21 protein-coding genes are annotated in these 25,485 nt (G+C 74.0%); 14 read left to right on the top strand and 7 right to left on the bottom strand.

Annotation, left to right across the window (positions count from 1 at the left end; translation table 11 throughout):
• The first annotated feature begins 93 nt into the window (after positions 1 to 93).
• The 5 genes from fabG to AB0761_RS10910 all read left to right on the top strand — a co-directional run bounded on the left by fabG (position 94) and on the right by AB0761_RS10910 (position 5,965).
• A complete protein-coding gene (gene fabG, locus AB0761_RS10930; RefSeq protein WP_377268785.1) occupies positions 94 to 813 on the top strand; it encodes a 3-oxoacyl-[acyl-carrier-protein] reductase in 720 nt (239 codons plus the stop codon).
• 5 nt (positions 814 to 818) lie between these two features.
• Entirely contained in the window at positions 819 to 1,586 is a 768-nt protein-coding gene (fabI, locus tag AB0761_RS10925; RefSeq protein WP_377268784.1) for an enoyl-ACP reductase FabI, read from the top strand.
• 209 nt (positions 1,587 to 1,795) lie between these two features.
• Positions 1,796 to 2,644 (top strand): MIP/aquaporin family protein, encoded by an 849-nt coding sequence (locus tag AB0761_RS10920; protein ID WP_377268783.1) that lies wholly within the window; start codon positions 1,796 to 1,798, stop codon positions 2,642 to 2,644.
• 33 nt (positions 2,645 to 2,677) lie between these two features.
• Positions 2,678 to 4,195: a glycerol kinase GlpK gene (gene glpK / locus AB0761_RS10915; RefSeq protein ID WP_377268782.1), complete on the top strand. Its 1,518-nt coding sequence runs from the start codon at positions 2,678 to 2,680 to the stop codon at positions 4,193 to 4,195.
• A gap of 57 nt (positions 4,196 to 4,252) precedes the next feature.
• Positions 4,253 to 5,965: a glycerol-3-phosphate dehydrogenase/oxidase gene (locus AB0761_RS10910; RefSeq protein ID WP_377268781.1), complete on the top strand. Its 1,713-nt coding sequence runs from the start codon at positions 4,253 to 4,255 to the stop codon at positions 5,963 to 5,965.
• Between the two features lie 73 nt (positions 5,966 to 6,038).
• Here AB0761_RS10910 and AB0761_RS10905 read toward each other — a convergent pair whose 3' ends face one another.
• Entirely contained in the window at positions 6,039 to 6,710 is a 672-nt protein-coding gene (locus tag AB0761_RS10905; RefSeq protein WP_377268780.1) for a FadR/GntR family transcriptional regulator, read from the bottom strand.
• A 99-nt stretch (positions 6,711 to 6,809) separates the two neighbouring features.
• Here AB0761_RS10905 and AB0761_RS10900 point away from each other — a divergent pair, with 99 nt between their 5' ends.
• The 3 genes from AB0761_RS10900 (at position 6,810) to AB0761_RS10890 (ending at position 8,886) form a co-directional block, all read left to right on the top strand.
• Positions 6,810 to 8,087, top strand: a complete 1,278-nt coding sequence (locus AB0761_RS10900; protein WP_377268779.1) for a CynX/NimT family MFS transporter — start codon at positions 6,810 to 6,812, stop codon at positions 8,085 to 8,087.
• 87 nt (positions 8,088 to 8,174) lie between these two features.
• Positions 8,175 to 8,297, top strand: a complete 123-nt coding sequence (locus AB0761_RS10895) for an SGM_5486 family transporter-associated protein (RefSeq protein ID WP_377268778.1) — start codon at positions 8,175 to 8,177, stop codon at positions 8,295 to 8,297.
• Between the two features lie 67 nt (positions 8,298 to 8,364).
• Positions 8,365 to 8,886 (top strand): SixA phosphatase family protein, encoded by a 522-nt coding sequence (locus tag AB0761_RS10890; protein ID WP_377268777.1) that lies wholly within the window; start codon positions 8,365 to 8,367, stop codon positions 8,884 to 8,886.
• Positions 8,887 to 8,984: 98 nt separating this feature from the next.
• Here the strand turns inward: AB0761_RS10890 and serB are convergent, their stop codons facing one another.
• Both serB and AB0761_RS10880 read right to left on the bottom strand, forming a co-directional pair.
• Positions 8,985 to 10,226 (bottom strand): phosphoserine phosphatase SerB, encoded by a 1,242-nt coding sequence (gene serB / locus AB0761_RS10885; RefSeq protein ID WP_377268776.1) that lies wholly within the window; start codon positions 10,224 to 10,226, stop codon positions 8,985 to 8,987.
• 140 nt (positions 10,227 to 10,366) lie between these two features.
• Positions 10,367 to 11,881, bottom strand: coding sequence for a streptophobe family protein (locus AB0761_RS10880; protein ID WP_377268775.1), 1,515 nt, complete (start codon positions 11,879 to 11,881; stop codon positions 10,367 to 10,369).
• A 200-nt stretch (positions 11,882 to 12,081) separates the two neighbouring features.
• On the opposite strand from AB0761_RS10880, the gene AB0761_RS10875 reads away from it, so the two are divergent.
• Positions 12,082 to 14,679: an FHA domain-containing protein gene (locus AB0761_RS10875; protein ID WP_377268774.1), complete on the top strand. Its 2,598-nt coding sequence runs from the start codon at positions 12,082 to 12,084 to the stop codon at positions 14,677 to 14,679.
• A gap of 133 nt (positions 14,680 to 14,812) precedes the next feature.
• Here the strand turns inward: AB0761_RS10875 and AB0761_RS10870 are convergent, their stop codons facing one another.
• The 3 genes from AB0761_RS10870 to AB0761_RS10860 form a co-directional block, all read right to left on the bottom strand.
• Positions 14,813 to 15,664 carry a transglycosylase SLT domain-containing protein gene (locus AB0761_RS10870; protein WP_377268773.1) on the bottom strand — a complete coding sequence of 284 codons (852 nt, stop codon included), beginning with the start codon at positions 15,662 to 15,664 and terminating at the stop codon, positions 14,813 to 14,815.
• A gap of 543 nt (positions 15,665 to 16,207) precedes the next feature.
• A complete protein-coding gene (locus tag AB0761_RS10865) occupies positions 16,208 to 17,374 on the bottom strand; it encodes an S-adenosylmethionine:tRNA ribosyltransferase-isomerase (RefSeq protein ID WP_377268772.1) in 1,167 nt (388 codons plus the stop codon).
• Positions 17,371 to 18,081 carry an SDR family oxidoreductase gene (locus AB0761_RS10860; protein ID WP_377268771.1) on the bottom strand — a complete coding sequence of 237 codons (711 nt, stop codon included), beginning with the start codon at positions 18,079 to 18,081 and terminating at the stop codon, positions 17,371 to 17,373. Before AB0761_RS10860 ends, AB0761_RS10865 begins: the two co-directional genes overlap by 4 nt.
• Before the next feature lie 303 nt (positions 18,082 to 18,384).
• Between AB0761_RS10860 and AB0761_RS10855 the strand changes: the two genes are divergently transcribed.
• Genes AB0761_RS10855 through AB0761_RS10845 form a run of 3 tightly spaced genes read left to right on the top strand, consistent with a single transcriptional unit; the run spans position 18,385 to position 21,023 of the window.
• A complete protein-coding gene (locus AB0761_RS10855) occupies positions 18,385 to 19,464 on the top strand; it encodes a GAF domain-containing sensor histidine kinase (protein WP_377274008.1) in 1,080 nt (359 codons plus the stop codon).
• Positions 19,457 to 20,122 (top strand): response regulator, encoded by a 666-nt coding sequence (locus tag AB0761_RS10850; protein WP_377268770.1) that lies wholly within the window; start codon positions 19,457 to 19,459, stop codon positions 20,120 to 20,122. Before AB0761_RS10855 ends, AB0761_RS10850 begins: the two co-directional genes overlap by 8 nt.
• Before the next feature lie 34 nt (positions 20,123 to 20,156).
• Entirely contained in the window at positions 20,157 to 21,023 is an 867-nt protein-coding gene (locus AB0761_RS10845; protein ID WP_377268769.1) for a thioesterase family protein, read from the top strand.
• Between the two features lie 45 nt (positions 21,024 to 21,068).
• On the opposite strand, the gene AB0761_RS10840 is transcribed toward AB0761_RS10845, so the two are convergent.
• Positions 21,069 to 21,371, bottom strand: coding sequence for a trypco2 family protein (locus AB0761_RS10840; protein WP_377268768.1), 303 nt, complete (start codon positions 21,369 to 21,371; stop codon positions 21,069 to 21,071).
• Between the two features lie 68 nt (positions 21,372 to 21,439).
• Here AB0761_RS10840 and AB0761_RS10835 point away from each other — a divergent pair, with 68 nt between their 5' ends.
• Together AB0761_RS10835 and AB0761_RS10830 are read left to right on the top strand one after the other, a co-directional pair.
• Positions 21,440 to 23,152, top strand: coding sequence for a trypsin-like peptidase domain-containing protein (locus AB0761_RS10835; protein WP_377268767.1), 1,713 nt, complete (start codon positions 21,440 to 21,442; stop codon positions 23,150 to 23,152).
• Positions 23,149 to 25,470, top strand: coding sequence for a tetratricopeptide repeat protein (locus tag AB0761_RS10830; protein WP_377268766.1), 2,322 nt, complete (start codon positions 23,149 to 23,151; stop codon positions 25,468 to 25,470). Before AB0761_RS10835 ends, AB0761_RS10830 begins: the two co-directional genes overlap by 4 nt.
• Positions 25,471 to 25,485: the final 15 nt, after the last annotated feature.

Below are 25,485 nucleotides of genomic sequence, written 5' to 3'. Positions count from 1 at the left end.
CCGACGCAGCGGAGGCCCGATAGCGTCACAATGCGTACCCGTTGCCGCACCGGCCGGGTGCGACCGCAGTCGACGTATGGAAGAGGTGGACCTGTGAGCCGCTCGGTTCTCGTCACCGGAGGCAACCGGGGCATCGGCCTGGCGATCGCCCAGGCCTTTGCGGAGGCCGGCGACAAGGTCGCCATCACCAGTCGCTCCGGTGAGGTCCCGGAGGCGCTGGCGAAGTACGACGTGCTGGCGGTCCGCTGCGACATCACCGACGCCCAGCAGGTCGAGGACGCCTTCAAGGAAATCGAGGAGAAGCAGGGCCGGGTGGAGGTGCTGGTGGCCAACGCCGGCATCACCAAGGACACCCTGCTGCTGCGCATGTCCGAGGACGACTTCGCCTCGGTCCTGGACACCAACCTCACCGGCACCTTCCGCGTCGTGAAGCAGGCGGCCCGCGGCATGCTGCGGCTCCGCAAGGGCCGGGTCGTGCTGATCTCCTCCGTCGTCGGCCTCACCGGGTCCGCGGGCCAGGCCAACTACGCCGCCTCCAAGGCCGGCCTGGTCGGCTTCGCCCGCTCCCTCGCCCGCGAGCTGGGCTCGCGGAACATCACCGTCAACGTCGTCGCCCCGGGCTTCGTCGACACCGACATGACCGCGGTGCTCGACGACGAGCGCCGTGCGGAGATCCTCTCGGGTGTGCCGCTCGGCCGTTATGCCGCGCCCGCCGAGATCGCCTCCGCGGTGCGCTTCCTCTCCTCGGACGACGCCGCGTACATCACCGGAGCCGTCATTCCCGTCGACGGCGGATTGGGCATGGGTCACTGATCACCATGAGTGGACTTCTCAACGGCAAGCGGATCCTGATCACCGGCGTTCTGCTGGAGTCGTCGATCGCCTTCCACACCGCCAAGCTGGCCCAGGAGCAGGGTGCCGAGATCGTCCTGACCGGCTTCGGGCGCCTCTCGCTGGTCGAGCGGATCGCCAACCGGCTGCCCAAGCCGGCCCCGGTGATCGAGCTGGACGTGCAGAACACCGAGCAGTTGGACAGCCTGGCGGACCGGGTCCGCCAGCACCTGCCCTCGCTGGACGGCGTGGTGCACTCCATCGGCTTCGCCCCGCAGGACGCGCTGGGCGGCAACTTCCTCAACACCCCGTGGGAGTCGGTCGGCACCGCCGTCCATGTCTCCGCGTACTCGCTGAAGTCGCTCACCATGGCCTGCCTCCCCCTCATGGAGAACGGAGGCTCGGTGGTCGGCATGGACTTTGACGCCAGCGTCGCCTGGCCGCAGTACGACTGGATGGGCGTGGCCAAGGCCGCGCTGGAGTCGACCTCCCGCTATCTGGCCCGTGACCTGGGTGAGCGCAACGTCCGGGTGAACCTGGTGTCGGCCGGCCCGATCAAGTCGATGGCTGCCAAGTCCATCCCGGGCTTCGAGGACCTGGCCGGCGTCTGGGAGAACCGCGCCCCGCTCAGCTGGGACCTCACCGACCCCGAGCCCGCCGCCCGCGGCGTGGTCGCGCTGCTCTCCGACTGGTTCCCCAAGACCACCGGCGAGATCGTGCACGTCGACGGCGGTCTGCACGCCATCGGCGCCTGACGGCTCCGCAGCTTCTCCGCACCACCCCTCCACGGCCCGTCGGCCGGCCTCTTCCCCGGCCGGCCGACGGGCCGTGGCTTTTGCAGTGCATGGTTGAGTTCGCCTGAATGGCGGTACGCCGCAGAGCGGCGGTCACCGACCCATGGGCACGATGGTCACGCACCGAGCCACCCACAGCCGACCCCTCGGCCGGCGGGAAGCGGGCAGTGATGGCCGAGCGACGGCGCAGTTCAGTGCTGATCGGCGAACTGGCAGCCGAATTCACCGGGACGATGGTCCTCATCCTGTTCGGCGCCGGCGTGGTGGCGCAGGTGGTCGCGGGCGGCGGGCTGACCAACCCGCCGGGCGGCCTGGGCAACCATGACTCCGTTGCCTGGGCGTGGGGACTCGGCGTCACCCTCGGTGTCTATGTCGCGGCGCGGCTGAGCGGCGCCCACCTCAACCCGGCGGTCACCGTCTCACTGGCGGCGTTCAAGGGATTCTCCTGGCGCAAGGTGCTGCCGTACTGCCTGGCGCAGACCCTCGGCGCCTTTGTCGCCGCGCTCGTGGTGCGCTGGAACTACACCGAGGTGCTCGGCCGCTACGACCCCGGGCACACCCTGAAGACCCAGTTCGTCTTCTCCACACTGCCGGGCAACGGCAGCATCGCCTTCGGTGTGCACGAGTGGGGGGCCTTCCGCGACCAGGTGATCGGCACCGCCCTGCTGCTGCTGCTGATCCTCGCGGTGACCGACCTCCTCAACACCCCGCCGGGGGCCAATCTGGGCCCGTTGATCATCGGTCTGATCGTGGTCGCCATCGGTATGGCCTTCGGCACCAACGCCGGCTATGCGATCAACCCGGCGCGTGACTTCGGCCCCCGGCTGGCCAGCTTCATCACCGGATACGGCAGCGCCTGGCGGGACCAGTGGGGGAACCTCTACTTCTGGGTGCCCATCGCCGGGCCGCTCGTCGGAGGCCTCCTCGGCGCCTGGCTCTACCAGGCCCTGGTGGGCACCCGGATGCCCAGGGCCGAGAAGGAGCCGCCCGGCAGCGTCCCCCCGTCCGAGACCCGCTGAACCCGCGCACCCCGGATCCGGAGGGCAGCAGCCATGGCCGACTTCGTCGGCGCGGTGGACCAGGGGACCACCAGCAGCCGCTTCATGATCTTCGACCACGACGGCAACGAGGTCGCCAGGCACCAGCTGGAGCACAGCCAGGTGCTGCCGCGCCCCGGCTGGGTCGAGCACGACCCGGTGGAGATCTGGGAGCGGACCAACGTTGCCATGCAGAACGCGGTCCGCAGGGCAGGCATCGCCGCCACCGACCTCGCCGCCATCGGCATCACCAACCAGCGGGAGACCACCGTGGTGTGGGATCCGCGCACCGGCCAGCCGTACTGCAACGCCCTGGTCTGGCAGGACACCCGCACCGACCGCATCGCCGCGGCCCTGGAACGGGACGGCCACGGCGAGCTGATCCGCCGCCGGACCGGGCTGCCGCCCGCCACCTACTTCTCCGGCGGCAAGATCAAGTGGATCCTGGAGAACGTCGACGGCGTCCGCGAGGCCGCCGAGCAGGGACACGCGGTCTTCGGCACCACCGACAGCTGGGTGCTGTGGAACCTCACCGGAGGACCGCGCGGCGGCATCCACGCCACCGATGTCACCAACGCCAGCCGCACCATGCTGATGGATCTGGAGACCCTGGACTGGGACGGCGAACTGCTGGAGATCTTCGGCGTCCCCCGGGCCATGCTGCCGGTCATCAGCGCCTCCTCCCACCCCGAGGCCTATGGCCGCACCCGCACCAGCCGGCCGCTGCGCAGTGCCGTGCCCATCACCGGGGTCCTCGGCGACCAGCAGGCCGCCACCGTCGGCCAGGTGTGCTTCGGGGCAGGCGAGGCCAAGAACACCTACGGCACCGGCAACTTCCTGCTGCTGAACACCGGCACCCGCCCGGTCCGCTCCGGCCACGGCCTGATCACCACTGTCTGCTACCGCTTCGGCGACCAGCCCCCCGTCTACGCCCTGGAGGGGTCCATCGCCGTCACCGGCTCGGCCGTGCAGTGGCTGCGCGACCAGCTGCGCATCATCACCGACGCGGCCGAGGTCGAACGGCTGGCCCGGACGGTCGAGGACAGCGGAGGCGTCTACTTCGTGCCGGCCTTCTCCGGGCTCTTCGCCCCGTACTGGCGCTCCGACGCCCGCGGCGCCATCGTCGGCCTCGCCCGGTACCACACCAACGGGCACCTGGCCCGCGCCACCCTGGAGGCCATCTGCTACCAGAGCCGCGACGTGGTCGAGGCCATGCAGCAGGACGCCGGGGTCCGGCTGGACGTGCTCAAGGTCGACGGCGGGGTCACCGCCGACGAGCTCTGTATGCAGACCCAGGCCGACATCCTCGGCGTCCCGGTCAGTCGCCCCGTGGTCGCCGAGACCACCGCCCTGGGCGCCGCCTACGCCGCCGGTCTGGCCGTCGGTTTCTGGCGCGACACCGATGAACTGCGCGAGCACTGGCACGAGTCCAGACGCTGGCAGCCGCAGTGGAGCGACCGGCGCCGGGCCGACGGCTACGCCGGATGGAAGAAGGCCGTGCAGCGGACCCTCGACTGGGTCGACGTCGAGTGACCGGCGTCGACTGACCGGCGTCGAGCGACCAGCACAGAGACGACGAGGAGCTGACCCATGGTGAAGCCGGTGGCACTCTCGCCCCAGAACCGCACGGACGCACTCACCCGCCTCGGTGAGCGAGAACTCGACATCCTGGTCGTCGGCGGCGGAGTGGTCGGCTGCGGAGCCGCCCTCGACGCGGCCACCCGCGGCCTGAGCGTCGGCCTGGTCGAGGCCAGGGACTGGGCGTCCGGCACCTCCAGCCGGTCCAGCAAGCTCATCCACGGCGGCCTGCGCTATCTGGAGATGCTGGACTTCCGGCTGGTCGCCGAGGCGCTCAAGGAGCGCGGCCTGCTGGTCCAGCGCATCGCCCCGCACCTGGTGCGGCCGGTGCCGTTCCTCTACCCGCTGCAGCACCGCGTCTGGGAGCGCCCCTATGTCGGCTCCGGCGTCCTGCTGTACGACACCATGGGCATCACCTCCGGCAACGCCCGGGGCCTGCCCCACCACCGCCACCTCACCCGCCGCGGCGCCCTGCGGGAGGCGCCCGCGCTGCGCGCGGACTCCCTGGTGGGCGCCGTCCAGTACTGGGACGCCCAGGTCGACGACGCCCGGCACACCATGACCCTGGCCCGCACCGCGGCCGCCTACGGTGCGCTGGCGGCCAACCGCACCCGGGTGACCCGCTTCCTGCGGCAGGGCGAGCGGGTGGTCGGCGCCGTCGTCACCGACCTGGAGACCGGGCGCGCCACCGAGGTCCGCGCCCGGCAGGTGATCAACGCCACCGGGGTGTGGACCGACGACACCCAGGCCATGGCCGGCACCCGGGGCCAGTTCCATGTGCGTGCGTCCAAGGGCGTCCATCTGCTGGTGCCCAGGGACCGCATCAACTCCCGCACCGGGCTGATCCTGCGCACCGAGAAGAGCGTGCTCTTCGTCATCCCCTGGGGCCGCCACTGGATCGTCGGCACCACCGACACCGACTGGGACCTGGACAAGTTCCACCCCGCCACCAGCGCCAAGGACATCGAGTACCTGCTGGACCATGTCAACCGGGTGCTGGTCACCCCGCTCACCCCGGAGGACGTCGAGGGCGTCTACGCGGGGCTGCGCCCGCTGCTCTCCGGAGAGGCCGCCGAGACCAGCAAGCTCTCCCGGGAACATCTGGTCGCGCATCCGGTGCCCGGTCTGGTGGTGGTCGCGGGCGGCAAGTACACCACCTACCGGGTGATGGCCAAGGACGCCGTGGACGAGGCGGTCCGCGCCCTGGACGAGAAGGTGCCGCCGTGCACCACCCACACGGTGCCGCTGCTCGGCGCCGACGGCTTCCAGGCGCTCTGGAACTCCCGCCACACCCTGGCCCGCCGCTCCGGCCTGCATGTCGCCCGGGTCGAGCATCTGCTGCGCCGCTACGGCTCCCTGGTCGACGAGGTCCTCGACCTGGTCGCCGAGGACCCCGCACTCGGCGAACCGCTGCCGAGCTCCGACGACTACCTGCGGGCCGAGGCCGTCTATGCGGTCACCCATGAGGGGGCCCGGCACCTGGACGACGTCCTGGCCCGCCGCACCCGGATCTCCATCGAGTCCTGGGACCGCGGTGTGGACGCCGCGCGTACCGTCGCCGAACTGATGGCGGGCCGGCTCGGCTGGGGCGGCGACCAGGTGGACCGGGAGGTCGACCACTACCTCAAGCGGGTCGAGGCCGAACGCCAGGCGCAGCGGCAGCCCGACGACCACACCGCGGACGCGGTGCGGCTGGGCGCCCCCGAGATCGTCCCCCTGGTCTGACCCGGCCGTCCGGCCGGGCGTACCCCCAGTGCCCCCGTGGTGCGGTGCCCCCGTGGTGCGGCGGCTCCCGCGGTCAGCTCTGCACCCGGCACTTCCCGATGGCGTCCGCGGCCTCCGCCGACGCCGCCTCGGAGTCGCCGCGGCGGATGGCGTCCACGATCCCGGTGTGGCTCACATAGCGGTCGGCCGAGAGCACCGGGCCGATGTCCTGGCGCAGATGGGCGCGGAGCACCTCGCCCAGGTCGGCGTAGAGCTCGGCCAGCACCTCGTTGTGCGCGGCGGCCACCACCGCCTGGTGGAACGCCGCGTCCGCCTGGACGAACGCCTCGGCGTCGCCCGACTGCCAGACCTCCTCGCGCCGTTCCAGGGCCACCGTCATCAGATCCAGGTCGGGGCCGCTGCGACGGTGTGCCGCAAGCGCGGCGGCGGACGCCTCCAGTGCCGCGCGCAGCTCCGCCACGCTGGCGGGATCGGCCTCGGCGAAGCGGCGGTGCATCACCCCGGCCAGTTCGCTGGTGGCCAGCACATAGGTCCCGGAGCCCTGCCGGATGTCCAGCAGCCCGTTGTGCGCCAGTGCCCGTACGGCCTCGCGGACGGTGTTGCGGGCCACGCCCAGCTGCTCGACCAGCTCGGCCTCGGTGGGGATGCGTGAGCCGACCGGCCACTCACCGGAGGTGATCTGCGCCCGGAGCTGCGCGATCACCTGGTCGGACAGCGGCGTACGCCGGGCGGACGACAGGGCCATGGGGCTCCTTCCGGGGCGGAGCATGTGGGCATCTTCACGTCGACATCATCCACCAGCGGGCTGGCGGAGAAGTCATCCCATGATTCTATGATGGTGGCTATGCCGACCGCCGTAGACCCCTCCACCAGGCCTGCCCCGGACCGCCCGTCCCGGGCCGCCCGCGACCAGGACCGCACCGCCCGCCGGATCCGTCTGCTGCTCGCCGCCGCCATCGTGGCCGCGGCCTTCAACCTCCGCCCCGCCGTCACCAGCCTCGGCCCGCTGCTGGAGCGGGTCCGCGACGGGCTCGGTATGAGCGCCACGGTCGCCGGACTGCTCACCGCGGTGCCCTCGCTCTGCTTTGCGCTCTTCGGCCTCGCAGCCCCGGGCCTGGCCCGCAGGATCGGCCCGGCCGCCGTGCTCACCGCCGGCATGGGAGCGGTCACCGCAGGCCTCGCAGCCCGCGCCCTGGCCGGCAGCACCGCGGTCTTCCTGCTGCTCAGCGCAGTGGCGCTGGCCGGAATCGCGGTCTCCAACGTGCTGATGCCGGTGATCGTCAAGCGCTACTTCCCCGACCGGGTCGGACCCGTGATCGGCCTCTACTCCATGGCGCTCTCCGCCGGTACCGCGGTGGCCGCCGCCCTCGCCGTGCCGCTCACCGCGGCGGTCGGCGGCAGCTGGCGGGCCGGCCTCGGCATCTGGGCGGCCTCCGCGGCCGTCGGCCTGGCCCTGTGGCTGGCGGTCCTCGCCGTCGGGCGCGATCGGGGCGCCGACCCCGGGGCCGGGTCGCCCGCGGGCGCCGCGGAGGGCGAGCGCAGCCTGCGGATCCTGCGCAGCCCCACCGCCTGGGCGCTGGCCGTCTTCTTCGGCCTCCAGTCGACCGGCGCCTACGCCACCATGGGCTGGCTGCCGCAGATCTACCAGGACGCCGGCATCTCCGCGGGGGAGTCCGGGGTGCTGCTGGCCGTCACCATGGCGATCAGTGTGCCGGTCTCCTTCGCCCTGCCCTCGCTCGCCGCCGCCCGCGGCGACCAGCGGCTCTTCGTGGTGCTGCTGGGAGGCTGCGGACTCGTCGGATACCTCGGCCTGGCGTTCGCCCCGGCCGGGGCGCCCTGGCTGTGGGCGGTGCTGGCCGGCCTGTCCAACTGCTCCTTCCCGCTCGCCATCACCATGGTCGGTCTGCGTGCCCGCAGCGCGGCGGGGGTGGCCAAGCTGTCCGCCTTCGCCCAGAGCCTCGGCTATCTGATCTCCATCCCCGGCCCGGTGCTGGTCGGCGCCCTCTACCAGGGCACCGGCTCCTGGTACGCGCCGGTCGGACTGCTGGCCGTACTGCTGGTGCCGCAGATGGGTGTGGGACTGCTGGCCGGCCGCGCCCGTCAGATCGAGGACGAGGTCTGAGCGTACGGAGCCCGGCCGCACCGGGGCGCGGCGATCGGCGGTGCCCCCGGTGCGGCCGCCCCGCGACCCGGATGCGAGACTCGGACCATGCCCGTGCTCGAGCCCAACCCCACCGACGGCCACAAGAAGCTGCTCCAGATGGCCGCCGTCATCGTCGCCATCATTGTCGTCGTCTCGGTGATCGCCACCATCGCCGAGCGGATGGGCTGACCCGGCCCGCTCCGGCGGCATGCGGCTGCACCGCGCCCACCGCGCGGTTTTCTGGAAAACTTGCTGCATGAGCGTCGACACGCCTCGCAGGATCATCGTCCTCCGGCACGCGAAGGCCGACTGGCCGTCGGTGCCCGACCACGAGCGGCCGCTGGCCGACCGAGGTCGCAGGGACGCCCCCGCCGCCGGCCGCTGGCTGGCCGGCACCGGGATCAACCCCGAACTCGTTCTCTGCTCCACCGCACTGCGCACCCGTGAGACCTGGAAGCTGGTCGGCCACGAGCTGCCCAAGCGGCCGCGCAGGACCGTCTACGAGGACCGCCTCTACGAGGCCAGCCCCGGCGAGATCATCGCCGTCATCCAGGAGACCCCCGACGAGGTCGCCGATCTGATGCTGGTCGGCCACAACCCGGGTGTGCAGGGCCTCGCCGAGGTGCTCACCGCCGAGGCCGAGGGAGACACCCTGATCAGGCTGCGTCGCGGCGGCTTCCCCACCTCGGCGATCGCCGTCCTGACGTTCACCGGCAGTTGGAAGGCCGCCGAGCCCGGCGCCGCCACGCTGGTGGCCTTCCACTCCCCGCAGGACTGACCACTCCTGAGTGACCCGCTCCCGGGTGGCCACCGGCCACCCGGGAGGTTGACGGCCACCCGGGAGGTTGACGGCCACCCGGGAGGTTGACGGGGCGGTCAGGCGTCCAGGGCGTCGGCCGCCTCGACCTCCTCGCGGGTGATCCCCAGCAGATAGAGCACGGTGTCCAGGAACGGGACATTGACCGCGGTGTCCGCTGCCCTGCGCACCACCGGCTTGGCGTTGAAGGCCACGCCCAGCCCGGCGGCGTTCAGCATGTCGAGGTCGTTGGCGCCGTCGCCGATGGCCACCGTCTGCTCCAGCGGCACCTGCGCCTGCTCGGCGAAGCGGGCCAGCATCCGGGCCTTGCCCGCGCGGTCCACGATGTCGCCCACGACGCGGCCGGTGAACCGTCCGTCCGCCACCTCGAGGGTGTTGGCCGCGGCGAAGTCCAGCCCCAGCCGCTCCACCAGGTCATCGGTGACCTGGGTGAAGCCGCCGGACACGATGCCGACCTGGTAGCCGAGCCGCTTCAGGGTGCGGATCAGCGTACGTGCGCCCGGGGTCAGCCGTACCTCGGAGCGGACCTTGTCCACCACCTCGGCGTCCAGGCCCGCCAGCAGGGCCACCCGGGCCCGCAGCGACTCGGCGAAGTCCAGCTCGCCCCGCATCGCCGCGGCGGTCACCTCGGCGACCTTCTCCTCGCACCCGGCGTGGGCCGCGAAGAGCTCGATCACCTCGTCCTGGATGAGGGTGGAGTCCACATCCATCACCACCAGGCGCTTCGCCCTGCGGTGCAGCCCGGCGCGGACCACCGCCACATCGACCTGCTGGGCGGCGGCCTCGGCGGCCAGCACACCGCGCAGCTCCTCGGTGGCGACACCGGACACGGCCAGCTCCACGGCGGTGACCGGGTACTTGGCCAGGCGGAACACCCGGTCGATGTTGCCCCCGCAGTCGGTGATCCGGGCGGTGAGCGCGGCGACCGCCCCTGCGGTCAGCGGGTGGCCCAGCACGGTGACATGGGAGCGGCCCTCACGGCGCGGCCGGTTGTCGCCGGTGCCGGAGATGATCTCGGTCTGGAGCTTGTGGTCCTCCGCCCAGCGGTGGACGGTCGAGCGCAACTCGCCCTCCGGCCCGGGGGCTCCGCCGGCCGGCGGGGTGACCAGGGCGCAGAGCGTTATCCGCCCCCGGGTGACCAGCTGCTCGATGTCGATGACGTCCACACCGAAGTCGGCGAGCGTCGAGAAGAGACCTGTGGTGATGCCGGGGCGGTCCTTGCCGAAGACCTTCACCAGCAGAGTTCGCGGCTGCGGCGCCGGTTCCGGCAGGGGCTCGGCGGGCGGGAGCGATGCGTTCATGGTGATCCCCACGCTACCCGGCGCGCGCCGGGAAACGCGCCCTCCGTCCGCCTGGTGAGAGGCCCGGTTCGCGCCGCACGGGTGACCCGCGCGCACCGGGGCGCGGCGAGCCGGGCCGACGGCTGCCCCCACCTGGTGCGTCAGGGCCGGTGGTGCGGATCGTCGGCGTACGGATTGAAGCCGTCGTTGCCGGTGAGGTACGGGTTCTGCGGTGCCGCCGAGCCGGGCAGGCTGTGCTCGGGCAGCCCGCCGTAAGGGGCTGCGGGCACCGGGCCAGGACCGGGCCCCGGGCCGTGGCCGCCGCCGGGCGCCGGAGGCCGCTTCGCCGCGGCGAACCTGTCCACCAGCAGCCATCCCGCGAAGCCGGCCACCGCTCCCCACAGCAGCCCGTAGACCACCGCCAGCGCCAGATTGCCCGCCAGGGACGCCTTGGCGCCCACCGCGTCGAAGCCGAGGACCGACAGACTGGCGTTGACCGTCACCTCGGAGAGCGCCAGCCCGCAGGGCAGCAGCACGGCCAGACCCACGCCCAGCCGCAGCGCCGCCCCGGCCGCCCCCCGGACCGCGGACGGTCGCGGCGCGGCGGACTTCGGCGTCCGTACCGCGGCCAGCACCCCGGCGAGCAGCAGCATCAGGCCGATCGCCACCGGCAGCACCCAGAGCGAGCCGTCCAGCTGCATCAGCCGGGGCACCGTCACATCCTGCACGGTGCCGGCCTTGACCAGCTGGTCGATCGGCGCCGGCAGTACGTTCACCAGGGCGCCGGTGGCCTGCGCGGTGACCGGTACGCCCAGGGCGACGGGCATCGCCAGGCCGATGCCGTTGGGGGTGCCCAGCAGGGCGCCGCCGGCGGCCGTGGCGGGGCTGGAACCCTCGGTGAGCGGCAGCACCACAGCGGTGACCGCGCCGACGACCACGGCGCCCAGCAGCACCGTCCACAGCGCCGAGGCGACCGGCCGCACCGTGCGGTGCAGCGCCTCCCAGCCGCGGGGCAGCGGTGTCCGGCGGGAGACGGCGAGCGCCAGCGCCAGCACCACCAGCACCCAGACCAGCCCGGCCAGCAGGGTGGCCCCGGTCTGCACCGAGAAGCCGATGGTGGCCTTGGGCTGTGCGATCCCGCCGAGGATGCCGCCGAGCTTCCCGGGGTCCAGCAGGCCGCCGAGGCCCCCGCCGTCGGAACCGCCGCCACCGGAGCCGCTGCCTCCGGCACCGGTGAGTCCGGTGAGGTCCAGGGTGGTGGTGTCCTCGCCCGTCCAGCTGAGCAGTCCGAGGACGGCGAGGAAGCAGACCACGGCGGAGCCGGCCCGCACGGCGAGGTCCGGCAGCTCCAGCACCGGCCGGCGCCGCAGCGGGCGGACGAACAGCCAGCCGAGCACCGCCGCGCCGGTGAAGGCGACACCCAGCGGCATCACGGAGAGTGTGGTGTCGGTGCCGGCGATGCCGCCGGCACCGAAGATTCCGGCGGAGCCGGTGGGGGTGATCGAACCCCCGGTGCCCAGCGCCACCACGGCGGCGGTCATCGGGCCCAGACCGGCGTAGGCGTCGGCGCCCAGCAGATGCAACCCGAGCGCCGCGACACCGGCCATGGCCACAAAGGCCCAGCTCACGGCGATCGCCGCCTGGACCGCCCCGCGCAGCCCCGAACCCTTGCCCATCGCGCCCCCGATCTCCGCCGTGTTGCACCGCCGTCGTACCGCCGTCGCACGACCGCGTCAACGTTGCCACACGGTCACAGTCTCCGCGCCGAGTTCACCCCCTAGTGATCGAGCTGGAATGATTCCCCCCGTCATACGCCATCCCTAGACTCCCCACAGAGGGACTACTCGGGGGACTACGTGAGTGGGGCAGGCTGAAAGTGCCGCAACTCGTTCTTGAAATCAACGGACAGAACCGGACGCTGGATTCCGGTAGGACGTATTCGCTGGGACGTGACCCGCAGTCGGACGTGGTGTTCGACGACGCACGGGTGTCCTGGCGGCACGCCACCATCTCCTTTGACGGCGGCAGTTGGCTGCTGGACGACCACGGCAGCACCAATGGCACCTTTGTCAATGGTCAGCGCACGGCCCGCGCGGCGCTGACGCCGGGCATCACGGTGCATCTGGGAAATGCGGAGAACGGCCCCCGGCTGGGCTTCGCGGCGGTGGCCGGCTCGGTCGGCGTCGGTACGGGTGGCGGCGACTGGCACGACGTCAGCACCAGCCGCCAGGGGGCCCAGCCGCAGACTCCGTGGGGTGCGCAGCCCGGTGGGGTCGGCGGTGGCCCGATGGCGGGCCGGCCCGGCTGGTCCGGGGCACCGCAGCAGGGCGCGGCGGCCTTCCAGGGGGGCGCACCGAGGCACGGGGGCGTACCCGCGCAGGGCGGTGCACCCGTCGGCTGGGAGCAGCAGCCCGCCGGCGGCGGGGTCACCCCAGTGTACGGCGACCGCAACCCCACCATGATCCGCAATCTGGCGCAGGGCATGCGCACCGTGCGCATCGGCCGCTCCCTCGACAACGACCTGGTCGTCTCCGACCTCGGCGTCTCCCGCCACCACGCCGAGCTGCGGCAGCTTGCGGACGGCCGGTACGAGATCGTCGACCTGGAGAGCCACAACGGCACCTATGTCAACGGCCTGCCCATCCAGCGCCATGTGATGGGCCCCGAGGACCTGCTGGGTGTCGGCCACTCCGTGTTCCGGCTGGTCGGCGACCAGCTCGAGGAGTTCGTCGACACCGGCGCGGTCTCCTTCTCGGCCCGCCACCTCACCGTCGAGGTGGAGCACAAGGGCGCCAAGAAGATCCTGCTGAACGACGTCTCCTTCGGCGTCCCGGAGAAGTCGCTGGTCGCGGTGATCGGCCCGTCCGGCTCCGGCAAGTCGACGCTGCTGCGCGCCCTCACCGGCTACCGCCCCGCGGACCGCGGCGATGTGCTGTACGACGGCCGCAACCTCTACAAGCAGTTCGCCGAGCTGCGCCAGCGCATCGGTCTGGTCCCGCAGGACGACATCCTGCACAAGGAGCTCACCGTCCGCACCGCGCTCAAGTACGCGGCCCGGCTGCGCTTCCCCGGCGACACCCAGGAGGCCGAGCGCGCCGCCCGGATCGACGAGGTGCTCTACGAACTGCGGCTGGACAAGCGCGCCGACAACCGCATCACCGCCCTCTCCGGCGGTCAGCGCAAGCGGGTGTCGGTGGCGCTGGAGCTGCTGACCAAGCCCTCGCTGATCTTCCTGGACGAGCCCACCTCGGGCCTGGACCCGGGGATGGACCGCGAGGTCATGCAGATGCTGCGCGGTCTCGCCGACGACGGCCGCACCGTGCTGGTGGTCACCCACTCCGTGGCCGAACTGGCGCTCTGCGACCGGCTGCTGGTGATGGCGCCGGGCGGTTCGGTGGCGTACTTCGGTCCGCCGGACGAGGCGCTGCACTTCTTCGGCTACGAGACCTGGGCCGATGTCTTCCAGGCGTTCGAGAACTACCCCGACCACGACTGGGCGGGCCGCTACCGGGGCTCGGTGCACTACCAGATGTACTCGGCCGACGTGGAGGCCGTGGCCCCGCAGTCCGCGCCGATCCAGCAGCAGGTGTCGCGGCCGCAGAAGCAGCAGAGCTGGGGCTCCCAGCTGGCGACGCTGACCCGGCGCTATCTGTCGGTGATCGCCGCCGACCGGGGCTTCCTGGTGCTGTGCGGTGTGCTGCCGGTGGTGATGGGCGCGGTCAGCCTGGCCATCCCGGCGAAGTTCGGTCTGCTGCCGGCCAATCCGCCGATGAAGGACAACCAGCCGCAGTTCAATGTGGACGCCGCCACGGTGCTGCTGATCGTCGCGGTGGGCACGGTCTTCACCGGCGCCGCCAACTCGGTCCGCGAGCTGGTCAAGGAGCGGGTGATCTATGAGCGCGAGCGCGCCGTGGGGCTCTCCCGGTCCGCCTATGTGATGTCCAAGATCCTCACTCTGGGCGCGCTCACCGCGATCCAGTCCATCGTGGTGGCCCTGATCGGCATCGGCACCCGCGACCTGCCCGCCGAGGGCCTGGTGATCAGCGGCAACCCGCTGCTGGAGATGACCGTCGCGGTGGTGCTGCTGGGACTCGCCAGCATGATGCTGGGCCTGGTGATCTCCTCCCTGGTGAAGACCTCGGAGAAGACCATGCCGCTGCTGGTCCTGGTGGCGATCGTCAATGTGGTCTTCTGCGGCGCCCTCTTCCCGCTCTTCGGCTCACCGGGCCTGGAGCAGCTGGCCTGGCTCGCCCCGGCGCGCTGGGCGGTCGCCGCGCTGGGAGCCTCGGTGAGCCTGGGCGCCATCTCGCCGCCGCCGGACGGCAAGGACGGCAGGACCGACCCGCTGTGGAACCACGATGTCTCCACCTGGTTCACCTCGGCCGGGGTGCTGGTGGTGCTCGGCCTGGTCTGCGCCTTCCTGGTGGTCAGGCTGCTGCGGCGGCATGAGCCCGAGGTCATGCGCAAGCGCTGACCCGGTCGCTGACCCGGTATGCGCGCGAGGGCGGCACCCCCGGTGGGGTGCCGCCCTCGGTGCGTCGGAGCCGCGGCCCAGTACCAGTGGCCCAGTACCGGTGGCCCAGTACCAGCGGCCCAGTACCGGCGGCTCAGTACCAGTGGTGCGACTGCCAGAAGTTCCAGGCGCCGCAGGGGCTGCCGTAACGCGAGTTCATGTAGTCCAGGCCCCACTTGATCTGGGTGGCCGGGTTGGTGCGCCAGTCGGAGCCGGCCGAGGCCATCTTGCTGCCGGGCAGTGCCTGCACCAGGCCGTAGGCGCCGGAGCCGGCGTTGACGGCGCCCGGGTTCCAGCTGCTCTCGTGCGAGACGATGTGCGAGAAGCACTGGAACTGGCCCGAGTCGCCGATGATCCGCTGGGCCATCTGCTGCGGGCTGCCGTTGAGCACCGGCTGCTGGGCAGCGCGGCTCGCCTTGCGGGCGGCGGCCTTGGCCGCGGCGGCGCGGGCGTTGGCCTTGGCGGCCAGGTGCGCCTGGTGGGCGGCTGCGGCCTTGCGGGCGGCGGCCTTCCTGGCGGCGGCTTCCTGGTTGGCCTTGGCGGCCAGGTGCGCCCGGTGGGCGGCGGAGGCCTTGGCGGCGGCGGTCCGCGCGGCGGCGCGGGCCTCGCTGCGGGCCTCGGCGTTGGCCTCGGCCGTCAGGTGCGCCCGGTGCGCGGCGGCCGCCTCGGCGGCGGCGCTGCGCTGTGCGGCGCCCGCGGTCAGGTCGGCGCGGTGCTCGCTGCGGTTGGCGGCGCTGCCGGCGTTCTCGCGGGCGGCGGCGTCCTGCTGCGCCCTGTCGTCGCCGAGCCCGGTCGCCGAGGCGGCGGAGGCACTGCCCGCAGCGGCTGCTGCGGTGGTGCCCGGACCGCTCTGCGGCACCACCAGCGCCAGGGTCGCGGCGGCCGCGACGGCGGTGGTGGAGGCGCCGGTGATCAGTATGTTGCGTCGGGACAGGGTGCGGGGCATGCGGTGGGTCCTCTTCGTTCGGGGTCCGGCCACCGGAGCCGGGCACGGGTGTGCCCTGGCATCCACAGGGGTGGCCGGCGCACCAGGAGGGGATCCATGGGTGCGAGCGGGGACGCCGGGCGGAGGCCGCGGCGCCGTGCGACCCGGTCATTCTTGGCAGGCCGTGGAATTCCGGGCAAACAGCCCCGCTACGAGGCCCGGTAGTAGCCCGCCCGTGCCGGACCCGGCCCCACCCGGGCCCGCAGACCGCCCGCCGCAGACGGCCGACCCCCGCCGTCCCGCCTGGCAGAGGCCGGGAGCACCCCCGCGGCTCCCGGCCCCCGCCCGCGCCCCCGCGCGGCTACTACCCGCCGTCGTACCCTCGCCGGGCCCTGTGGGAGGCGTCACAGCCCAACCGGGATGGGGTCGCCACCCGTGGCCGTCCCCGTACGCTCCGCGTCCACCCCGGCCTGCGGCCTGGCCTCCGGCCCGATGCTCAGTACGGGTGCGTCACCGCCGCACACCCCGGGGCAGCGCGGGCGGCGCCCCGGGCGGGTCGGTCCCTCAGTCGGGCAGCATCAGATTGAGGTCGCCGAACTCGTGCCACAGATACCGGCCCCGCAGCGCCTCCGCGTAGCAGGAGTCCACCAGTCCGCGCCCGGCCACGGCCTCCAGCATCAGCAGATGGGAGGCGCGGGGCTCATGGAGGCCGGTGAGCAGCCCGTCCACCGCCCGCACCCCGCGCTCCGGGGTGACCACCAGATCGGTCCAGCCCTCCGCCGCCCGCACCAGGCCGGTCCCGTCCACCGCCGACTCCAGCGCCCGTACGGCGGTGGTGCCCACCGCCACCACCCGGCCGCCGTGCCGCCGCGCCGAGTTCACCAGCCGGGCGGTGGCTTCGGGCACGGAGAACCGCTCCGGGTACGGCGGCTCGTGCGACTCGCCCGAGGCGACCCCGGTGTGCAGGGTGATCGGTGCGACCTGGACGCCCCGGCTCACCAGCGCCGTCACCATCCGGTCGGTGAACGGCCGGGCCGCGCTCGGCATCTCGGCGGAGGCCGCGGCGGGAATTCCCCCGGCCGACTCGGCGCCCTGCGCGAAGACCGTCTGGTAGGCGGCCAGCGGACGGTCCCGGTCGGTGTAGCGGTAGCGGACGGGACGGCCGTGGCGGCGCAGATGGGCCAGCGCGTCCCGCTCGGAGAAGCGCGCCAGCCACAACCGGTCCGCCCCCGCGGCCACCGGCTGCTCCAGCACCAGCCGCGCCCCGCCCGTCACGGCCACCACGGCCCCCGCAGGACCGCCCGGCCGGGGCAGGGTGCTGCCCGCGCCGTCGGGGGTGCGCAGCTCCACCGTCCAGCGGCCGTCGTCCTGCGCGGTGGAGAAGTGCACCACCACCGGCCGGCCGTCCAGGGTGCCGTCCAGCGAGGCCGGTGCCGTCGCCGAGACATTGACCAGCAGGACGTCCCCGGGCCGCAGCAGCCCCGGCAGCTCACGGAAGCCGTGGTGCGAGACCGCGCCCGTGGCCCGCCGGCCCACCAGCAGCCGTACATCGTCGCGGCCCGTGCCGCGTTCCTCGGGTGGCGACGGTGCCTCCAGCTCCGGAGGCAGCAGGAAGTCGTGCTCCGCGCCGCCGGACCGCGGCGGCCTGGGTCGGCGCGGCCGCTGTGCGGCTCCCTCCGGCCGTGCGGTTCCCTCCGGCCGCGGGGCGACCGCGGCCCCGGCGTGCCTCATCGCCGGGCCCCGGCCGGGGCGAGCAGCGCCGCCGCGGTGTAGCGGCCGCTGGCCGGCCGCCGGTCCAGCAGCGCCAGGAACGCCGGTGCCACCGCTTCCGGCAGCGCCCGGCCGCCCAGGTCGGTGTCCTGCGGGACGGCGGCCGTGTACAGCTCCGTCAGCATGTCGCCCGGGTCCACGGCCCAGACCCGCAGTCCGGGCTCCTCCGCCGCCAGTACCGCGGAGAGCTGGTCCAGGGCGGCCTTGGCGGCCCCGTAGCCGCCCCAGGTGGGATAGGCCTCCACGGCGGCGTCCGAACTGACGCAGACCACCGCGCCCGCCTCCGAGCGGCGCAGCAGCGGCAGCGCCTGCTGCACCAGCGCCAGCGGGGCGGTGACATTGACCTCCAGCGCCTGCCGGAAACCCTCCAGCGGCTGGTCGGCGAGGGGTACCAGGGGCTCCGCGCCCAGGACGGAGGCGTTGTTCACCAGCAGGTCCACCCCGCCCAGCGCGGTGGCGGCCTCCAGCAGCGCGGCGCGATGCCGCGCGTCGGCGACGTCCCCGGGCAGTGCCGCCACGGCTGTCCACTCCGCCAGCTCCTTGGCCACCTCGGCCAGCGCCTCCCCGCCCCGGGCGTCGAGCACCAGCGACCAGCCGCGGCGGGCCAGCGCCCGGGCGAGTGCCAGGCCCAGCCCGCGTGAGGCACCGGTGATGACTGCAACAGACATGTCCGCTCCCCGTCCTGCGTGCCCCGTGGGCGGGGCACTGCGACGGTCCTGACGCTAGGCGGGGGTCGGGCCGGGCTGCCTCGGTCGGGGGCAGCGGTCCGGGCCTGCCGTTGGCCCTAGGACCACAGGCCCAGGACTGCCGTCCGGGAGCCCGATGCCCGTCCGGCGGCCCGGCGGTACGGTGGCGGCATGCCGACACCACCACCGGCCGGTGTGCAGCCGGAACCCGCGCACGGCTGCGGCTGCCGGACGGCGGACCCCTGCCTGGCCGGTATCGAGGCGATCAGCGGTGCGGTCCTCGCGATGAGCCGCCATCTGGAGGTCCGCGAGGTGCTGCGGCGCATCACCGTCTCGGCCCGCACGCTGCTGGACGCCGAGTACGCCGCCCTGGGGGTGCCCGACGACCACGGCGGTTTCGCCCAGTTCGTGGTGGACGGGGTGAGCGACGAGCAGTGGCGGGCCATCGGGCCGCTGCCGCGCCAGCACGGGGTGCTGGCGGCGATGCTGCACGAGGCCGTGCCGCAGCGGCTGACGGACGTCCGCCGCGATCCCCGCTTCGGCGGCTGGCCTGAGGCCCACCCCGAGCTGACCGACTTCCTCGGGCTGCCGATCGTCGACGGCGAGGAGATCCTCGGCGCGATCTTCCTGGCCAACAAGCGCGGTCCGGGCGGCTTCACCGACCACGACGAGGAGCTGGTCCGGATCCTGGCCGCGCACGCCGCCCTCGCGCTGACCAACGCCCGGCTGTACGAGCGCAGCCGCGAACTCACCCTGGCCGGCGAGCGCACCCGGATCGCGCACGAGCTGCATGACGCCGTGTCGCAGAAGCTGTTCTCGCTGCGGCTCACCGCCCAGGCCGCCGCCGCGCTGGTCGACCGCGATCCGGCCCGCGCCCGGGCCGAGCTGGCCGAGGTGTCCCGGCTGGCGGCGGAGGCCGCCGACGAGCTGCGTGCCGTGGTGGTGGAGCTGCGGCCGGCCGCGCTGGACGAGGACGGGCTGCCCGCCACCCTCGCCTCCCAGGTGGAGGTGCTGAACCGGGCCCACTCCGCCCGTGTCGCCTTCACCGCGGACGGCGTACGGGCGCTGCCCGCGGCCCAGGAGGAGGCGGTGCTGCGGGTCGCCCAGGAGGCGCTGCACAATGCGCTGCGCCATGCCCATGCGGCCACCGTCACGGTGGAGCTGCGCGGTACGGCCGCGCGGGGCGCGGTGCTGCGGGTGGTGGACGACGGCCGGGGCTTCGACCCGGCGTCGGTCCGCCGGGCGGGCCGCCATCTGGGCCTGGTCTCGATGCGCGAGCGCGCCGCCGCGGTGGGCGGCTCACTGACGGTGGAGTCGGCACCCGGCAAGGGGGCCGTGGTGGAGATGGAGGTGCCCGGTGGCTGAGACCGGGGCGGCCCGCGCGCGGATCCGGGTGCTGCTGGTGGACGACCACCAGGTGGTGCGCCGGGGTCTGCGGACCTTTCTGGAGGTGCAGGACGACATCGAGGTGGTGGGGGAGGCCGCGGACGGCGCGGAGGGCGTCGCCCGCGCCGAGGAGCTGTGCCCCGATGTGGTGCTGATGGACGTCAAGATGCCCGGCACCGACGGCATCCAGGCGCTGCAGCAGCTGCGGGAGCGGGGGAGTGCGGTGCGGGTGCTGATCGTCACCAGCTTCACCGAGCACCGCACCGTGGTGCCGGCGCTGCGGGCGGGTGCCGCCGGCTATGTGTACAAGGACGTGGACCCGGAGGCGCTGGCCGGGGCCATCCGCGCGGTGCACGCCGGGCATGTGCTGCTCCAGCCGGAGCTGGCGGGGGCGCTGCTCGCCGAGGACGGGCCGCGGCCGCCCCAGGGCCGGGGCGGCACGCTGACGGAGCGGGAGCAGGAGGTGCTGGGCCATATCGCCGACGGGCGGTCCAACCGGGAGATCGCCCGGTCGCTGCATCTGTCGGAGAAGACGGTGAAGACCCACGTCTCCAACATCCTGATGAAGCTGGACCTGGCGGACCGCACCCAGGCCGCCCTGTGGGCGGTGCGCAACGGGGTCGCGGAACGCCCCTGAACCCCGACCCCTACTCGCAGGTAACATGAGCCGCATGAGCGCCATCGACACCGCAGCACTCCCCGGGGACACCGAGTTCGACCGGGGCACCGCCGTCACCGGGGACCCCGGGGAGCCGGGCCGCTACCACGCAGACCTGGACGGCGGCTGGCGCATCGGCGGCGGCATCAACGGCGGCCTGCTGCTCGCCACCGCCGCCCGCGCCCTCTCCCATGAACTGGGCGCCGGCTCCGGGCACAGCGACCCGTACTCCATCAGCGGCTACTACCTCTCGGCGGCCCGTCCCGGCCCCGCCACCCTGCGCACCGAGGTGGTCCGCCGCGGTCGCACCGTCTCCAACGGCCAGGTCTCCCTCACCCAGGCCGCCCAGGACGGCACCGTGACCGAACGGCTGCGCGCCCTGGCCACCTACGGCGACCTGGACCGCCTCACGCAGGACGTCCGCACCTCGGCCGCCCCGCCGGAGATGCCCCCGCCGGACCGCTGCGTCGGCGCCGACCAGGCGCCCCCGGAGTTCCTCGCCCAGGCCGATCTGCTCCACCGTCTCGACCTGCGCCTGGACCCCGCCTGCGTGGGCTGGGCGCTCGGCGCCCCGTCCGGCAACGGGACGATCCGCGGCTGGCTGCGGCTGGCCGACGGCCGCCGGCCCGACCCGCTGGCGCTGCTGCTCGCCGTGGACGCACTGCCCCCGGTCACCTTCGATCTGGGCATGCTCGGCTGGACGCCCACCCTGGAGCTCACCGTGCACGTCCGCGCCAAGCCCGCGCCCGGCTGGCTGCTGGTCTCCCACAGCACCCGCAATGTGGCAGGCGGCTATCTGGAGGAGGACGCCGAGGTCTGGGACTCCGCCGGCCGGCTGGTCGCCCAGTCCCGGCAGCTCGCCGCCGTCCCGCGTCCCTGAGCCCGCGGGCCCGGGCGGCGGCGTCCGGGGCAGGCGGGCGGCCGGTCAGCGGCCGACCACCGACCTGCCTCCGTCCCGCCGCTCGGGCTTGAGCTCCACCTGGATGCGGTGCGTGGTGTCCCGGCCCGCCGATCCGCCCAGCTCCGCGGTCACCACGCCGATCCGCAGCCCGGCCCGTCCATTGCCGGTCAGATGCACCTGCACCGCGAACTCCAGGCTCACCTTCTCCACGGCGAACAGCAGCTCATGCCCGTCGCCGTCCAGACGCGCCTCCTCCAGCTCGCCGCGCACCTGCCGGATCACCTCCGCCAGCCCCACGAAGTCCTTGTCCGCCACAGTCGTAGCCACCCCCGGTCGACAATCCGATCGTGCACAACCCTACGGAGCGTACCGAGTCGTGCGTATGCTGTCCTGTCATGGCGGACGGAAACAGACGCACCGTCACTTCCCGCAGTGAGGACGGGAGTTGGCGAGTGCGCATCCTCGACGAGCGCGAGGCCGTGCTGGGCGCCGGGGTGCTGCTGGGCCGCGGCACCGTCCTGACCTGCGCCCATGTCGTGCCCCCAGACGGCCATGTGCTGGTCGACCGGGTCGACGCCGCCGGACGGCCGGTGCGCGCCCAGGTCATCGAAGGCTGCTGGATCCCCGAGGAGACCGACCGCTTCGACGACCCCGGCGGGGACGTGGCCCTGCTCGCCCTGGACACCCCCCAGCCGCAGGAGTGCGGAGCCACCCTGCACCGGGTGGTGCCCACCAGCGGCCGAGCCGTCAGCATGTGCGGCTATCCGCGGCGGTTCGACGGCGGCGTCTGGTTCCGGGCCGAGATCGCCGGCCGGGCCGGCCGCGACGGCCGGGTGCAGATGTTCCCCCGCACCCCGCAGGAGGTCGTCCGGCCCGGCTTCAGCGGCGCGGCGGTCACCGACAACGAGACCGGCCGGGTGATCGGCATCGTGGTCAACCGCTACCGCGACAGCGACGGCCTCTGCCTGTCGTACATGATCCCCACCGAGACCGTGCTGCGGCACCTGCCCCAGGTGCGCACCTGGGCGCACGGCCCCTCGGCGGTGGACGCGGCGCTGGTCCGCTCCGGCGACCAGGAGACCGGCGACTCCTCCTTCGCCGAGCGGCTGGCCCGCTGGCTGGACGGTGGCGGCCCGGCGGTGCGGATCAGCACGGTGCGGCCCGGCGACGAGGACCGCACCCGGGCGCTGCACCGCGCGATCATGCTGGCCGACCGGGAGCTGTCGGGCCGCGGCAGTGTCCGCCGCCCGGCTGCCGGATCCGCCGCGGTGCCCGCCGTCGGCAGCCTCGACCTCGCGGTGGACGCGGCCCGGCGCAGCGCCCACTCCATCGCCGCACAGCTCGCGGAGCGGCTCGGCCTGACGGCCGCCGCAGGTGGGCCCGCCGACCCGGGGGCGGCCCTCACCGACGCCCTGGACCGCATCCGCGGCGCCCAGGTGCCGCTCACCGTGGTCGTGGACGGAGTGGACGACGCCCCCGACCCCCCGGCCCTGCTCGACCTGCTCGCCACCCTCGCCGAACGCTCCTGCCGGCTGCTGCTGATCCTGCACGGCACCGGATCCGCCGAGCTGAACCGCGCCGTGCTGGAGATCGCCGCCAGGCCGCGGCTGGCCCGCCTCTCCGCGCTCCTGGACGACATCACCGGCCGCGCCCAGCAGCAACTGGCGGACCGCTGCGCCTGGATCGACACCGACGTCGGACGGGCCACCCGGGCGCTCACCCGCGCGCACACCCTCCGCAGCCACCTCGACCGGCTGGGCGCCACCCGCCCCGGCAGCACACCGCTCCCACCGCCGTCCCCGCCCGAACTGGACGCCATGGAGGGCACCGCCGAACAGGCCCTGGCCGGGGTGGAGGAGGCCATCGGCAGGCTCGACCGGCACATCGCCCGCTGCGAGGTGCTGCGCGGCCGGCTCCGCCCGTACCAGGCGATGCTCGCCGAGCGCGGCGCCGCGGAGCAGCCCGCCGTCGAAGCCCTCTACCGCCGCGCCCGCGACCTGCTCTGGCACCCGCCCTGCGACCCCGTGCAGGCCGAGGAGGCGGTGGACCGCTACACCGAGGCGGTACGGCGCTGGATCGGCGGCACCCCGGGGGAGGAGGCGCCATGAGCAGGCCCTGCGGCCGGGACGGCTGCGACGGGGTCATCACCGGCAGCGGCTACTGCGACGGCTGCGGACGCGCCGCGGCACCGGACCCGCCCGCCGCCCCCCGGCAGCCCGCACCGCAGCCCCCGCCGCGCCCGTCGCGGCTCTCCACCCCGGCCTCGTCCTCCTCCGAGGGAACGGGCCTGCCCCCGCTGCCGGTGGTGGAACTGCCCGACCCCTCCGTCCTGGTGATCAGCGACCCCGGCCCGCCGACCGGCGGCCGCCGGTGCGGCAAGGGCGGCTGCACCCGGCTGGTCGGAGTCGGCTACAAGGGACGGCGCGCCGCGGAGCGGGGCTTCTGCGGCCGCTGCGGCCACCCCTACGACTTCTCCCCGCGGCTGCGGCCCGGCGACGTACTGGACGACAAGTACCAGGTGATGGGCCCGCTGGCGCACGGCGGACTTGGCTGGATCTACCTGGCCCGCGACACCGTGCTGGACGACCGCCTGGTGGCGCTCAAGGGCGTGATCAACATCAATGACGCCGCCGCGCGGCGGGCGGCCGAGGAGGAACGCCGCCATCTGGTCGCGCTGGACCACCCCGACATCGTCCGGATCCACAGCTTTGTCACCCACCGCCCGCCCGGGGAGGTGCCCACCGACTACATCGTCATGGAGTTCGTCGGCGGCCGGACACTGCGCCAGCTCACCGACCCCGCGGAGCAGCGCTCGGCGCTCGGCGGCCGGCTCCGGCTGGAGCATGTCGTCGGCTACGGCTGCCGCATCCTCGACGCCCTGGAGCACCTGCACCGCCGCGGGCTCCTCTACTGCGACATGAAGCCCGACAATGTGATCCACCACGGCGACCGGGTGAAGGTGATCGACCTCGGGGCGGTGCGCAGGGCCGACGACCAGGACTCCGCACTGGTCACCACCGCCGGCTACGCCCCCGAGCCGCCGGAGGGCACCGCCCGGGGCTGGACCGCGGCCTCCGACCTGCACACCGTCGGAGTCACCCTGCGCGACCTGTCGCGTGCTGCCGAGCCGCGCGGGCAGGAGGCCGGCGCCATCTCCTTCCGCCGTGTCATCCAGCGAGCCACCCAGGCCGATCCACGGGCCCGCTTCGGCTCCGCCGCCCAGATGGCGTTGCAGCTGCGCGGCGTCCTGCGTGAACTGCGCCCCCCGGGCGCGGGCCAGGACCACCCGGAGCCCTCCGCCCTCTTCGCCCCCGGCGCCACCCTGCTGGACGCAGGCCTCGGCGCCGTCCCCCCGCTCAGCCGCTGGACCGGCCACCCGCCGAGCCCCCCGCCCGCGGACACCGGGCGGCCCACCGCGGCGCAGTTCGCGGCGGGACTGCCGGTACCCCACCCGGACCCCGACGACCCGGCGGCCGCCCAGGTCACCGCACTCGCCCAGGCCGACGACCCGCGGCGGCTGGCCGAGCAGCTCGCCGCCGAGCGGCACACCCCGGAGAGCGCCCTCCAGCTCTGCCGGGTCCACCTGGAACTGGACGACCTCCCGGAGGCGGAGCGCTGGCTCGGCACCGCGGCCTCCCTGGTCGACGCCCAGGACCCGCAGGGCGAGGACACCGCCGACCGGCAGGCCGCCTCCGCGTACGACTGGCGGATCGCCTGGCACCGGGCCCTGCTCGCGCTGGCCGGCGCCGACCCGTCCCCCGGGCGGTCCGCCGACGAGGCCGAAGCCAACCTGGAAGCCGCCGAACGGCACTTCGACTCCGTCTACACCGCCCTCCCCGGTGAGACCGCACCCAAGCTCGCCCTCGGCTACTGCGCCGAGCGGCGCGGCGACGCGGGCAGCGCCGCCCGCCACTACGACGCCGTGTGGCAGCGCGACCGCTCGCAGGGCAGCCCCGCCTTCGGCCTGGCCCGAGTCCACCTCGGCGGCGGGGACCGCGGCAGCGCCCTGGACGTGCTGGACGCCGTCCCACGCTCCTCCCTGCACCATGACGCCGCCCGGATCGCCGCGCTGCGGATCATCGCCGGAGGCGGCGCGGGCGGCCCGGAGAGCGGGCCCGACCTCGGCGAGGCGGCCCGTCGGCTGCGCGTCCTCTACCTGGACGGCGGCTCCCCGACCGGCCACGCCAGAGAGCGCCTCACCGCCGAGATCCGCGAGACGGTCCTGGAGTGGATCGGCGACCGGCCGCCACCGGACCCGGGGCCCGGCAGCGAGGCGCTGTTCGGCAGCGCGCCGCTCACCGGGGACGGGCTGCGGCGGCTCACCGAGCGCTCCTACCGGGAACTGGCAGCCCAGGCCGCCACCGAGGCCGAGCACGGCGCGCTGGTGGACCGGGCCAACGCGGTACGGCCGATGACCCTGACCTGACGGACAGCCGACGGG

This window comes from Peterkaempfera podocarpi (assembly GCF_042466665.1).
GTDB lineage: Bacteria > Actinomycetota > Actinomycetes > Streptomycetales > Streptomycetaceae > Peterkaempfera > Peterkaempfera podocarpi.
Note: the sequence above shows the minus strand (reverse complement) of the source record. Positions and strands in the feature narration are given on the sequence as shown.